This is a genomic window from Bacillus cereus group sp. N14, assembly GCF_016483555.1.
Taxonomy (GTDB): Bacteria; Bacillota; Bacilli; order Bacillales; family Bacillaceae_G; genus Bacillus_A; species Bacillus_A wiedmannii.
This window is the reverse complement of sequence record NZ_JAEHBQ010000002.1, coordinates 322,326-336,176: the sequence shown is the minus strand read 5'-3', so window position 1 is coordinate 336,176 and position 13,851 is coordinate 322,326. Positions and strand designations below refer to the sequence as shown.

The window sequence follows — 13,851 nt, the reverse complement described above, 5'->3', positions numbered from 1 at the left end:
GCTCTACGAGAAAATATAAAATATTGATTGAACAAAAAAAGATGCTTATTTATAAGCACCTTCTTCACTCTATCTCCATCAACCGTTTCGCCTCAAAATACAACACTTGAATAAATTTTTTCGTATTAATTCGTATATGGCCAGAAGTTGCTACTTCATCCTTTGTCATTTCTGTCATCCGCTTTCTAACTACAGTGAAATCAAAAAACTTCGGAGCATAACTTTCAAATTTCGGATTTGAAAAGTCTGTTAGTCCAAGGGAAGCTAAATGATTCAAGGATTGATAAATCGCTCTTCTTACACGTTGTTCAGATGCTTTTCTCTCCTTATCTATAGCTGCATCCGAAGTTATATGATCTAATTTTTTTAATGTTATTTGGTGAAAGATATCTTTTAAAGCAGGAAATCCAAATTCAAATGTTTGCACCTTTTCTTGTCCATATAAATATTCCAGTATACTAAGTAAATCTTTACTTCCGTTCTCTCCCGCAATACCGAGTTCTGCTAGTAAGAAGCGTCCTGAATCTGATATCTTTTTTCCTTCTTGCACTGTTTCACTACGCATTTGCGGCTTTTCCCACTGAAACACATTATTTAATGATTTTTGAATGTCATATATAGAACGTTCCAAACGAATACGCTCCATCACTTTTCGTACAACAGATACCACTTCAATTTTGTTTAGTGGTTTCGTAATATAATATTCAACACCAAGTGTATACGCCTCACCAATGAGCTGTTTCGATTCAACTTGGGAAATCATAATAATTTTCCCAGTAAATGAAGATGCTATATGGCGAACTGTTTCAATGCCGTCTCTCATCGGCATTAATAAATCAATAAATAAAATATCTACTTTTTTATAATTTAACTGTTCTGCTTCAATAAACGCTCCATCTTCCGATTCTCCAATTACTTCCCCAAGATCGCCATCCTCAATAATTTGCGAAAGCATCGAACGGAAAACTTCATCATCATCTACGATATAATAAAACAAACCTATTCCCCTTCCCGCTTTAAACTGCACTCCGGTAAACAAACGATAAACTTACACCCTTTTTCAGTTTCATTGTCTTCTAACCTTACTTCTCCGCCAAGCTCTGTTACCATTTCGTGTATGTAAGAAAGTCCAATACCTGTTGACGGTGTTCCTGTTTGATCATACTTGGAAGTAAACCCAGGCTTAAATACTAATTTCTTATACTTTTGTGCAATACCAGGGCCATCGTCAATTACTTCAAAGATTATATGTTGATCTCGTTTATATAACTTAATACGAATGAGACCTCTATCTTCAATTGCTTCCACTGCATTGGTAACTAAGTTATTAAAGATTGATAGCACTGTATACACGTGATATGCAGCGTGTTCACCTTCTATATGTTTTGAAAAACGTATATCTTTCCTTAGCATTTCAGCATATTTCTCATTTATTCTTACAATCATTTCTGTAAGCTCATTTCCTTCTACATACTCAGCCACATTTTTATCTAATAACAGTTTAGATAACCCTGCAAAAATTCTTTGATTATCTTTTTTTATTTCGTGCACTTCTCCTGCTATTTTCAATGCTGTTTTACTACTGGAATCATCATCTGTCTGTAAATTTCGATATAGTTGATATGCTTCTTGTGTAATCAATTCTGCATTTTGTAACGTTTTTTTCAAGTGAACAGATTCTACATATAAATTTGAAAGGTGCATGAACATTTTTTCATTTTCTTTTCGAACTTGTGACTCTTTTAATTTCGTTTCATATAAAATCATCATATTTAAAAAGCCAAGTGCAAAGAAACTACGAAAAATAGCAATAATAATTAATTTATTCACTTCAGAAACTGTTATTGTTGTACCGAGTACTACCATATGATAAATCGCAAGTTCTGACATACTTGCGATAATTTCAATTGTAATTCCAAGGCACCCAATAACGATTGGTTTCTGATGAAACTTATTCACCCTACAAAGTGAAAAAAGACTTCCATAAATAAAATAATAAAAGAACACAGGATAGCGCAAATAAAATGATTCTGTCATATGAAATGAACCTTGCATGATCCAATCAAGGCATACACGGAATAAAACGACACATATACCGACAAGAATACCTGCAGCCGCTGCTGGTATTTTTCTTAAAAATAGTAATAAAAAGAAGAAAAGCGGTGTCCCAAAGCTAACGCGAAACGTATCGTTAAAAGGATGAAAATTAAGTTCTCCAGCAATCGGAACAACAACCATTAATATAATTAAAAGGGATATATCTTTCTTCCATAATTGATTCCAATTCAAAGGTGCCACTTCCTATACTTTTTTCGACAATAAAAGTGAAAGCCCGCTTATTATAATAAACGGGCTTTATTTCTATATTCTAACCTTTTCTACCGCTTTTATTTGGCGATACTCAGGCTCCCAGATTGCTTCTTTCACTGCAATCTTAATATCGTTATCACTTAAATTCTCTCTAGCTACACCTTCTGCAACAGCAACTTTCGCTACTTCAATTGCAACCATTTCCGAGATATTACGTAACTCTTCAACTTCTGGCAAAATAGGTGCTCCTGGCTGACTTGTATCTACCATGCTTGCAACTGCTTCAGCAGCTGCTGCAAACATTCCATCCGTCATGACGCTTGCACGTACGACAATTGTTCCAAGACCAAGACCTGGGAAAATAAGTGCGTTATTTGATTGTCCAATCACATACGTTACACCGTTGTATGTAACTGGTTCAAATGGACTTCCTGTTGCAACTAATGCTCTTCCTTCTGTCCACTTGATTAAATCAGCTGGTTTTGCTTCAGCAAGTGGCGTCGGATTCGACATCGGTAAAATGATTGGTCTTTCTGCGTGAGAAGCCATTTCTTTAATAATCTCTTCTTTAAATGCACCTGCAACAGTTGATGTACCGATTAAAATTGTCGGTTTTACATGTTTCACAACTTCAGCAAGTCCGATCATATCATTTTGCTTCCACTCACTTACTTCCGCTTCTTTTCTTGCATATGAAATTTGGAAATCAAGAAGATCTTCCATATTATCTGTAACTAATCCGTTACGATCAATACACCAGAAACGCTTATATGATTCTTCTTCTGACACACCTACGCGGACCAACGCATCTCTAACTTGATCTGCAATACCGATTCCAGCCGTACCAGCACCAAACACAACAACGCGGTGTTCACTTAGTGGTACACCAGAAGCTTTCACTGCCGATAACACAGCAGCAAGTGAAACTGCACCTGTACCTTGAATATCATCATTAAATGTACAAATATCATGACGATATTTATCTAAAATTTTTCGTGCATTTCGAGAGCTGAAGTCTTCCCAATGTAATAGTGCTTTCGGGAATTGCTTATTTACCGCTTGTACAAACGTATCAATAAACTCATCGTAAACTTCACCAGTTATACGAGGGTGACGATTTCCAATATAAAATGGATTATTTAATAATTCTTCACGATTTGTACCTACATCTAAAATTACCGGTAATACACGGCTAGGATCGATTCCAACTGCGGCCGTATAAACAGCTAATTTCCCAATTGCGATGTTTATACCACCAACACCCCAGTCACCAATTCCAAGTATGCCTTCTCCATCTGTTACAACGACTAAATCAATGTTTTCAGCTGTTGCACCGATATTGGCAAATGCGTCTTCAATACCTGACGGGTCATTAATTGATAAATATACACCTCGTGGTTTACGGTATTCATGACTATACCTTTGAATCGCTACGCCTACTGTTGGTGTATATACGATTGGTAACATTTCACGTAAGTGGTTTGTTAATATACGATAAAATAACACTTCATTTCGATCATGTAACGCTGTTAAGTATACGTTCTTTAATAAATCATCCGGCTGAGAACAAAATTGTTCATATGCTCGGCGTGCTTGTTCTTCTAATGTTAAAACTGCTGGCGGTAAAAGCCCTTTTAAACCTAATTCTTCTCTCTCTTCTTGCGTGAAAGCGACCCCTTTATTTAAAAGTGGTGTTGATAATACTTCTACTCCTCTTAATGTCGTTTCTAATGAACCATTAGAAGCTACTGTAAACTTACTCATAACATCCCTACCTCTATTCATATATAGCATTTCTATATTGTAAACAAAAAAGAGGGGATTGTCCCCCTCTTCTTTTAATTTTTCTTTAAAAGAGTTGCTCCTGCAATCCCTGGGTGTGTCATTTCGAATGGATCTAGAATTAACTCTAAGTCTTCTTGTGACAATACACCATTTTTTACACAAAGTTCTCGAACGGATTGCCCTGTCGCGATTGCTTCTTTCGCAACGCGAGCTGCTGCTTCATAACCGATATGAGGGTTCACGGCTGTAATAATTCCTACACTCTTCTCAACATACTCTTTTAAGCGATCTTCATTCGCTTCAATTCCTTTTAAGCAATTATCTGTAAAGGCACGGAAACCGTTATTCATAATGCTAATAGATTGAAGTAAGTTGAAAACAAGTACTGGCTCCATAACGTTTAGTTCTAATTGTCCTGCTTCTGAAGCAAGGCAAATTGTATGGTCGTTACCAATTACTTGGAACGCAATTTGATTAATTACTTCTGGCATAACAGGGTTTACTTTCCCTGGCATAATAGATGAACCTGGTTGACGAGCAGGTAACATAATTTCCGCTAAGCCAACACGTGGACCTGATGCCATTAAGCGAAGGTCATTCGCAATTTTAGACATATTCATCATACATACTTTAAGTGCTGCAGATACTTCAGTGTATGCATCCGTATTTTGCGTTGCATCTACTAAATCTTCTGCACCAACAAGTGGTAGTTCACTAATTGTAGCTAAATGTTTTACAACTGCTTCAATATATTCTGGATCCGCATTTAAGCCTGTACCAACTGCAGTTGCTCCCATATTTACTTCATATAAGTGTTGACGTGATTGCTGAATTCGTTTCATATCACGTTCAAGTACGCGAGAGTACGCTTTAAATTCTTGTCCAAGACGAATTGGCACAGCGTCTTGTAAATGTGTACGGCCCATTTTAATAACATGATCGAACTGCTCTGCTTTTAATTCAAATACATCGTGCATATAACCCATCGTTTGTAATAAACCTTCTAATGCGTTTAATGTTGCGATATGAATCGCCGTTGGGAATGCATCGTTTGTTGATTGCGCCATGTTTACATGACTATTTGGACTAATATAATGATAGTCTCCCTTTTCCATTCCTAATAATTCAAGAGCACGATTGGCCATGACTTCATTTGCGTTCATATTCATTGAAGTACCTGCTCCGCCTTGAATTGGATCTACGATGAAATGATCATGCCATTTTCCATCAAGAATTTCTTGAGCAGCTTCTGCGATCGCGCCGCCCTTGTTCAATTCCAATCTTCCTACATCTGTATTAGCAAGCGCTGCTGCTTTTTTTACAATTGCAAAAGCTCTAATTAAACCTTCATGGATTTTGTATCCTGTAATCGGGAAGTTTTCAACTGCACGCATTGTTTGTACGCCGTAGTACGCATAGTTTGGTACTTCTTTTTCACCTAAAAAATCTTTTTCAATTCGAACACCATTTTTAACTTCAGTTAATGTTGCCATGATTATTCACTCCTTAACGATTTCTTATGCTGCTTTTGTTTCTTTGACTGTTTCTACATATTGTTTTGCTTTCTCATTATCGAATTCGCCTTCCCACTTCGACATAACAATGGCCGCTAATGCATTTCCTAACACATTGACAGATGAGCGAATCATATCTAAAATGCGGTCAATTCCCGCAATTAACGCGATACCTTCTAGTGGTAACCCCATTGAACCTAACGTTGCTAATACAACAACGAATGATGCACCTGGAACTCCCGCCATACCCTTGGATGTTAACATGAGAACGAATAATAACGTTATTTGCTCTGTCAGTGACATGTGCACACCGTACATTTGTGCAACAAACAATGCCGCTAACGCTTGATAAATAGCCGATCCAGTCAAGTTAAATGTATAACCTGTCGGAATTACGAAAGAGGCAACTGCCTTTGGACAACCGAACTCTTCCATTTTTCTCATTATATTAGGTAAAACAGCTTCTGAACTTGCTGTCGTAAATGAAAGAATAAGTTCTTCTTTTAAAATTTTCATTAATGTAAAAATGTTTACGCCAACCATTCGTGCATTAATACCTAATACAATCACAACGAATAGTATAACAGTTACGTATACAGCTAGCACTAGTTTTCCTAAAGGAAGTAGTGTTGCTACACCAAATTTTGCAACCGTAACTGCAATTAATGCGAATACACCAAATGGTGCAAATTTCATAACTTGATTTGTAACCCAAAACATCGCTTCGAGTACACCTTCAAAGAAGTTAAAAACAGGCTTTCCTTTGTCTCCAATTGCCGCAACTCCTAAACCGAATAATACTGAGAAGAAAATAATCGGTAATAAGTCACCTTGTGCAATCGATTCAAATACGTTTTTCGGTACAATATGAACAATTGTCTCAGCAAAACCTTTCTTCTCTGTAGCATCTGCTGTTTGTTTATAAGAAGAAATATCACTTTGCTGTAAGTTACTCATATCAACGCCAGTACCTGGTTGGAATATATTCGCCGCAAGTAATCCCATTAAAATAGCAATCGTCGTAATAATTTCGAAATAAAGAATTGTCTTACCGCCCAGTTTCCCAAGCTTCTTCATATCTCCTACACCTGCTACCGCAACAATTAATGCTGAAATAACAATTGGTACTACAATCATTTTAATTAAGTGAATAAATATATCCCCAATTGGTGTGATATAAGAAATCGCCGTTTTATTGCCATAAAAGATTGCCCCTACTACAATCCCTAAAACAAGCGCGACAAAAATTTGTGTTGCCAATCCGAATTTTTTCATTTATGTTCATCCCCTTCATGCGAACGCTTTCATTTCGTATTTATAAAAGCTTACTCACACATCTTATAGGCGAACCTACAAAATCATACAAAAACCTACAAGTTCGTCACAAAAAATTCGAAAATTTTTCTTTTCTTTTTCATTGACACCTTTTCATTAAAAAGAAATAAAATATACTTGATAAGTAATCAGATTGTTTCGTATAATCAAAAAGATATACACTTACAACAAATCGAAATGAAAAGGAGTGGATGATATGAAAAATTATGTACAAAAATTCGTCCTATCTTCTTCTTTTCTTTTTCATTTTCTTAAAAAGGAACAAAGGCATTTGCCTTTGTTCCTTTTTTATTGCGATCTATATAGGGGGGAATTGTTATGAGGCCATATAAACGTGTCTTAATTAAATTAAGCGGCGGTGCACTTGCCGATCAAACCGGAAATAGCTTTAACTCCAAAAGATTAGAACATATCGCAAACGAGATTTTATCCATTGTTGATTTAGGTATCGAGGTATCTATTGTCATCGGAGGCGGTAACATTTTCAGAGGCCATTTAGCTGAAGAATGGGGAATTGATCGTGTAGAAGCTGATAATATCGGTACATTAGGTACAATTATCAACAGTCTAATGCTACGCGGCGTTTTAACAAGTAAAACAAATAAAGAAGTACGCGTTATGACTTCCATCCCGTTTAATGCTGTAGCTGAACCATATATCCGCCTACGCGCAGTACATCATTTAGATAATGGTTATATCATTATCTTTGGAGGTGGTAACGGGCAACCATTTGTTACGACAGATTATCCAAGTGTCCAAAGAGCCATTGAAATGAATAGTGATGCTATATTAGTCGCAAAACAAGGAGTAGATGGCGTCTTTACTAGTGATCCAAAACATAATAAATCAGCAAAAATGTACAGAAAACTAAACTATAACGACATTGTTAGGCAAAACATACAAGTAATGGATCAAGCCGCTTTATTACTTGCCCGTGATTATAATTTGCCAGCACACGTCTTTAACTTTGATGAGCCTGGAGTTATGAAAAGAATTTGCTTAGGTGAGCATGTCGGGACATTGATTAATGATGATGCTTCATTGCTTGTGCATGAGAAATAATTATTTCTCATAAAAAAGGGGTGTCTATAAAAGACTCCCTTTTCTTTAAAATTTATAAATAAAAATCCACCAACCCTGCCAATTTCTCCTTACAACGCTCCCAAAAAGATAACTTCTCAAAAAATTCTTTCGTCATTTCTTTTGAATCACGAAAATCCTCTGTTAACACCGTATTAACTTGCCCTACAATAGGGCCACCATGAATATAAAAATTCATTTCATCATTTATATTGAAGCTACGCGAAGTAAAGTTTGTTGTGCCAATAACGGTTAATTCATTATCAATAAGCATTAATTTGCCATGGAACATTCCTTTTTTATACCCATATACAGTAATCCCATTATTAACAGCTTGACGTATGTATGGATACGCCGCTTCTTTTATAAGAGGTAGATCTGGTTTATATGACCAAAGTATTTTTACTGTAACACCACGCTTTTGGGCTGCGATTAAAGCATTCATTGATTCTTTATTTTTCGCTATAAAATACGGCGTTGCAATTACAATTGAGTGCTGAGCTTGTTTTATTAGCTCTATATATTTTTTAGCAACGTAATGTCCATTGTAACTCACCATAGTATGCAATGTATTCCCTTTACTAGCCTTATTCGTACTCCTCTTTATATCTTCTTTCGTATCTCGTTTCCAATCTAAAGCAAATTGTTCCTCTAAATCTTTTGCACCTTCACCTTTTATCCGTACATGATAGTCTCTCCAGTACCCAAAGTGTTTATCTTTCCCTAAATACTCATCCCCTATATTAAAACCACCCGTATAACCAATCTCTCCATCAATCGTTGTAATGCGGCGATGATTACGATGATGAAGGGAATAAAACCCGAATGGTAATTCCTGTTTTCTACTATATGTAAAATGCACACCATTTTCCTGTAATTCTTTTTTCATCTTTCTTTCAAATGATAAATCGTTAAGTAAATCAACAGATAAATATACGTTTACTCCTTCTTTTGCCTTCTCTTTTAATAAGTTTAAAAAAGTATGGCTACTTTTATCATCCGACAAAATAAAAAAATACGTATAAATAGATTGCTTCGCTTCTCTTATATCAGTAAATAACTGTTTATAAAATGACTTCCCTTCAACATATAATTGAAAATCACTATAATGAGGTGCATACTCTGTCGGCATGTTTTTCCCGGCTTCCATTTTCCTTCCTAAAGTAACATCGATATGCATCCAAATTACAATAAAAACAACAATAGCAATAATAATAGAAGTAACTCGCAATATTTTTTTAATCATTTTGATTTCCTTCCGCTCATTTTCTTTCCACTCTTCTATTTTGTCATTCCAATTTACATTTCATGCTTCATACAAAAAAGGATGCGACTTTACGTCACACCCTTTTCATATTAAACAAAGTTCCTCGCATCATTATTTCTTCCAAACTTATAAATAGCAATTAAGAAGAATGCTACCGCAAAGGCAATTAAGATTAAAATATTTAAATACAAATCTGAAATTGGAATTCCTTGTTGTAGTTTTGATACTGTGTCTAATAGCCATCTCTGCGGAAGAAAATCAGCTACTTTTTGCACTGCTTTTGGCATAATGTCATATGGGAAATAACATCCAGCGAGTAAACATGTCGGTACAATGATCATATTTTGCAGTGCATTTGCCGATGCTGAGTTTTTCGAAAATGCGACAAGCACTAACGATATTCCAATCGCTATTAAAGCAAATAGCATGAGTACGCCAAGCATCACTATGAAAGGCATATTGATATTCGTATGAAAAACATTCGTTAGGAATAGGATTGTAATCAAAATTTGTATTGTGAGTATCATCATATTTACCCCGACATTAGATACTATGAATTTCTTCCCATCTATCGGCGTTGATAAGAGTCTAAAATACGTTCTATTTTCTTTTTCTTTTAAAATATAACCTGATAAGTTCGCTGCTGAAAACAGCATAAACATAATAAGATAACCCATCGTTTGGTTTGTCATATCTTTATTTTTTGAAGTATCTTCTAGCGTCTCAGTTTTCATTTTAAATGAACCTTTTTGATATCCTGCGTACATAGTATCAAATGCACTTTGATCTGTTCCTGCTACTTTACTAATAGCTGCTACATTATCAATATAATTGTATAAATATGATTTTATAAATCCTGTTACTTGATCACCTTTAATCGATGAAATTTCAATATGATTTGGTTTCCCTTCTCGAACGCTTTTTGAAAAACCAGAATCTAATGTAATAACTCCATCAAGTTTTTTGGAAGTGAGTTTATCTTCTACTTCAGATTCTTTAATTTTACTTACCTTTACATGATTTAATCCTTCTAAAAATTTCACCGTATCATTTGCTATAGATTGATTTTCTTTATTTATAACCCCGATATTTAACGTCCCTTGCCCCATATTCCCATACATCGAGAAGGAGATTAGTGTTCCGATTATCGGCAAACTAATAATAATGAATAACCCTTTTTTATTTTTCAAAAGTACAGATAACGTTTTTTGTATGAGCCATAAAATATCTTTCATACTATAGCCCCTCCCGTCTACGTAATGCAATAATCGCAATTAATAAAAAGAGTGCTGAGATTCCAAGATTTAAACATATTACCGGTAGTGCTGCTCCTATATCATTTGCATAAATAATTTTCATAACAGCTGTGTTTGCCCACGTTAATGGTGATAAATTCGTAACGAAATTTTCTTCTATTACGAAATATGCACCACCAAAAATAGAGGCTAATTGCACAACTACAAGAATAATTGCTCTCGATGATTCAGCTGTTTTCGTAATATATCCGATCCCTAAACCGAAGCTAATTGCTAGGAAGATTTGTGTTAATAAAATAATAAATATGATTCCAAGATGATCGCCCCAATTCGCTTGAAAGACAAATTTACTAAATAACATGACAAGTAATACGCAAAGGGCATTTGCTACTAGGCTACCAAGTACTTTTCCAATGAATATTTCAGCCTTACTTATAGGTGCAGCAATGAGACGATCTCCTGTTTTACGTATTCTTTCTCCTCGAATTAAAGAACTCGCTCCCATCCCAGCATATAGTGCAATCATCGTCGTCATTACAACCGCATAGTAATCCATAGAACCTGGCTTTTTCGCAGCTTGTAAAGATGTTTCTTTTATATAATCATTATGATTTCCGCTTGAACTAACCGCGCTCACCTTACTAGGATCAACTTTTGCAACTTCGGCCGCTACATTGTACTTATCAATAAATGTTGTAAGCATGCCTTCCACAATACTTCCCTCAATACTACTTTTGTCACTTCCGTAAAATTTCGCACCATCTTTATTTAATTCTACATAAGCAGCATATTTATTTTGCTTCACTTCTTCTTTCCCATCTATACTGCCGGAAGCTTTTTTAAAATGAATACCCGATTTATCGACTTCTTTCGTAAATGCTTCGAACGTTTGAGAAAATGTGCTACTCGCTTCATCTTTGTAGAGCACTTGTATATCTTTAATCGCTTGACTATCGCTATCAAATGCATTCGTTAACGCTGTTCCTAACACAAGCATAAGTACGACCGGAAATGCTAACATAAAAACTAAAGTTCTTACGTCCCTGAAATCTCTTTTAATATGCATAACTGCAATATTGAAGATGTTCAATTGATGAACCTCCCTTTACCTTTTCTTCATTTACCTTTTATTTATCTCGTAAGTTTCTTCCAGTCAACGTAAGGAATACTGTTTCTAAGTTCGGGGCCTGCTCCTCTAACGAACGAATTTCAATGTCATGATTAATGAAATGCTGAATAATTTTATTTAAATTGTTTACTCCTGCATCCGAGTTTACCTTGATTACGTTCTCTTCAACTTGAACAGCTTTCACACCGTTTATCTCTTTTAACTTTTCTACATCTAAATTTTCTACTGACTTCACTTCAACCCAAATGTCTTTCGTATCAGTAATAATCGCTTTTAACTGTTCTTTCGTTCCTTCTGCAATCACTTTACCGTGATCTACAATTGCTATTTTCGAACAAATCTCTTCTACTTCTTCCATGTAGTGACTCGTATAAATAATAGTACTTCCCATTTCATTTAATTTCCGAACAGACTGAAGGATATAGTTTCTTGACTGCGGATCAATTCCAACTGTCGGCTCATCCATAATAATTAACTTCGGTCTATGAGCAATCGCACAAGCAATATTCAGTCTTCGTTTCATCCCGCCAGAAAAGTTTTTCGGGTAACTTTTATGCTTATCACTAAGCCCTACAAATTGAAGTGCTTCCTCTACTCTCGCTTTTAGCTCAGCTCCTCTTAACCCGTACAATCCAGCAAAGAATTTCACATTTTCATAGGCAGTTAACTCTTCATAAATCGCAATATCTTGCGGAACGATACCGATGTTCATTTTGGCAAATCGATTATGTTTCTTTATATTTTTTCCTAGTATGCTAATTTCACCTTCATTACTTCTTAACAATCCAGCAATCATATTTATCGTTGTACTTTTACCAGCACCATTTGATCCTAAAAAGCCAAATATCTCTCCTTCTTTAATAGATAAAGACATATTATCTACCGCGATGAAATCACCAAATTTTTTCGTTAAATTTTTAATTTCTAATGTATTCATCATTTCACCCCTATTTCGGTTTCTCTGCTTTTAGTATAAACAAAAAAAATGAACCTGCTCAGTGCAGAAGTTCATTCTTTTCACATGAGATTATTCACTTTTTTCATATGAGATGATTCCTCCTCATCCCATTCCTTTATATCGGTAACAACATTGTTACTGAAAAACCACTTCTTCCGTCTACAATAATTTTTCCGTTTACTGATGCTGTTCGCTCCTCCATCCCCATAATCCCGAGACCTTTCTTAACGAGAGCTGCACCTTTTCCATTATCCTTCACTTGTACTTTCACCATCTTGTTAAGTACATGAATATCGATTGAAATGACTGTCGCATCAGCATATTTCATCGCATTTGTTAATGCCTCCGTAACATTTTCACCAATAATCTTCCACTGAATCGGCGAAATCATATCTAAATTTCCTTTATATACGAAAGGAATATTTATATCATGTTTACCGGCAAATTCCTCTATGAATAATTTCATACGATGAATACCAATTTGCTCAGTTGGCGGCTTCATATTTTTTAATGTAACCCGAATACTTTCAATCCCATCTTTCGATATATGAATTGCATTTTGTAATAACTCGGCAGATTTTTCTTTATCTATCCCCATTAACCTCTTTGCTGCTTCCATTTGAATTAGCGCCCCTGTCATCGAGTGGCCAATTTTATCATGAATTTCTTGTGACAACCGATTTCTCTCTTCTAACTTAAATGTGTACTCTGATTGCTTTATGTACTCTTTATTTTCATGTAAGCTTTTCGTCAGCCGCTGCATATCTTTGCGCATCTTATCATTTTGTGATTCCAGCTTTAATACACGAGCGATATAACGATCTGCCATAGTTAATACGATAAAAGAAAATGCAACAATTAATCCATATGTCATTCGAATACTTTCTTCTGTAAAGATAATAGGAATCATCATAATGATAAAGAGCTGCCATTTCTTCTCTATATAACGAAATATAATTTCATATAAGTTCAATGGTAAAAACAAAATAAAAAACGGATGAACCTTCCATGCAAATAATATAACTACTCCAATTGACAGAGAAGTTAATATGTTTTTGTGCGTATCTTTTTTAAATATAGAGATTAGCACGTTTACAGAAAGATATAAAAGCAAAGTAAGTATAATCCATGGTAAGTTCACAACATTTAAATAAATGTAACTAAACACAATATATATAAATACAATTAATTTACTTACAATTAACCAAAATTCCATA

General features: G+C 35.2%; 11 protein-coding genes. 1 reads left to right on the top strand and 10 read right to left on the bottom strand.

Features of this window, described 5'->3' with window-relative positions; translation table 11 throughout:
* Positions 1-64: 64 nt before the first annotated feature.
* From JDS82_RS05140 to JDS82_RS05120, 5 genes are all read right to left on the bottom strand, one after another.
* Positions 65-997, bottom strand: a complete 933-nt coding sequence (locus JDS82_RS05140) for a response regulator (RefSeq protein ID WP_199712808.1) — start codon at positions 995-997, stop codon at positions 65-67.
* Positions 998-999: 2 nt separating this feature from the next.
* The gene (locus JDS82_RS05135; protein WP_199712807.1) at positions 1,000-2,298 is read right to left on the bottom strand and encodes a sensor histidine kinase; all 1,299 of its coding nucleotides are present in this window, start codon (positions 2,296-2,298) and stop codon (positions 1,000-1,002) included.
* A gap of 63 nt (positions 2,299-2,361) precedes the next feature.
* Positions 2,362-4,074: an oxaloacetate-decarboxylating malate dehydrogenase gene (gene malS / locus JDS82_RS05130; protein ID WP_199712806.1), complete on the bottom strand. Its 1,713-nt coding sequence runs from the start codon at positions 4,072-4,074 to the stop codon at positions 2,362-2,364.
* A gap of 74 nt (positions 4,075-4,148) precedes the next feature.
* Positions 4,149-5,588, bottom strand: a complete 1,440-nt coding sequence (aspA, locus tag JDS82_RS05125; protein ID WP_048561196.1) for an aspartate ammonia-lyase — start codon at positions 5,586-5,588, stop codon at positions 4,149-4,151.
* Positions 5,589-5,612: 24 nt separating this feature from the next.
* Positions 5,613-6,884 carry a cation:dicarboxylate symporter family transporter gene (locus JDS82_RS05120; RefSeq protein WP_000713278.1) on the bottom strand — a complete coding sequence of 424 codons (1,272 nt, stop codon included), beginning with the start codon at positions 6,882-6,884 and terminating at the stop codon, positions 5,613-5,615.
* A 378-nt stretch (positions 6,885-7,262) separates the two neighbouring features.
* Here JDS82_RS05120 and pyrH point away from each other — a divergent pair, with 378 nt between their 5' ends.
* A complete protein-coding gene (pyrH, locus tag JDS82_RS05115; protein ID WP_088082896.1) occupies positions 7,263-8,006 on the top strand; it encodes a UMP kinase in 744 nt (247 codons plus the stop codon).
* A 52-nt stretch (positions 8,007-8,058) separates the two neighbouring features.
* Here pyrH and JDS82_RS05110 read toward each other — a convergent pair whose 3' ends face one another.
* The 5 genes from JDS82_RS05110 to JDS82_RS05090 form a co-directional block, all read right to left on the bottom strand.
* A complete protein-coding gene (locus JDS82_RS05110) occupies positions 8,059-9,270 on the bottom strand; it encodes a phospholipase D-like domain-containing protein (RefSeq protein ID WP_199712805.1) in 1,212 nt (403 codons plus the stop codon).
* Positions 9,271-9,380: 110 nt separating this feature from the next.
* On the bottom strand, positions 9,381-10,526 hold the full coding sequence (locus JDS82_RS05105) for an ABC transporter permease (protein ID WP_075310165.1): 1,146 nt from the start codon (positions 10,524-10,526) through the stop codon (positions 9,381-9,383).
* Between the two features lies 1 nt (position 10,527).
* Positions 10,528-11,637 (bottom strand): ABC transporter permease, encoded by a 1,110-nt coding sequence (locus tag JDS82_RS05100; RefSeq protein ID WP_199712804.1) that lies wholly within the window; start codon positions 11,635-11,637, stop codon positions 10,528-10,530.
* Positions 11,638-11,674: 37 nt separating this feature from the next.
* A complete protein-coding gene (locus JDS82_RS05095; protein ID WP_001093809.1) occupies positions 11,675-12,613 on the bottom strand; it encodes an ABC transporter ATP-binding protein in 939 nt (312 codons plus the stop codon).
* Positions 12,614-12,749: 136 nt separating this feature from the next.
* Positions 12,750-13,850: a sensor histidine kinase gene (locus JDS82_RS05090; protein WP_075310171.1), complete on the bottom strand. Its 1,101-nt coding sequence runs from the start codon at positions 13,848-13,850 to the stop codon at positions 12,750-12,752.
* Between the last annotated feature and the right edge of the window lies 1 nt (position 13,851).

Coding starts and splice junctions, on each gene's coding strand:
- malS (WP_199712806.1), bottom strand. CDS start 4,074: ATGAGTAAGTTTACAGTAGCTTCTAATGGTTCATTAGAAACGACATTA.
- aspA (WP_048561196.1), bottom strand. CDS start 5,588: ATGGCAACATTAACTGAAGTTAAAAATGGTGTTCGAATTGAAAAAGAT.
- JDS82_RS05120 (WP_000713278.1), bottom strand. CDS start 6,884: ATGAAAAAATTCGGATTGGCAACACAAATTTTTGTCGCGCTTGTTTTA.
- pyrH (WP_088082896.1), top strand. CDS start 7,263: ATGAGGCCATATAAACGTGTCTTAATTAAATTAAGCGGCGGTGCACTT.
- JDS82_RS05110 (WP_199712805.1), bottom strand. CDS start 9,270: ATGATTAAAAAAATATTGCGAGTTACTTCTATTATTATTGCTATTGTT.
- JDS82_RS05105 (WP_075310165.1), bottom strand. CDS start 10,526: ATGAAAGATATTTTATGGCTCATACAAAAAACGTTATCTGTACTTTTG.
- JDS82_RS05095 (WP_001093809.1), bottom strand. CDS start 12,613: ATGAATACATTAGAAATTAAAAATTTAACGAAAAAATTTGGTGATTTC.
- JDS82_RS05090 (WP_075310171.1), bottom strand. CDS start 13,850: ATGGAATTTTGGTTAATTGTAAGTAAATTAATTGTATTTATATATATT.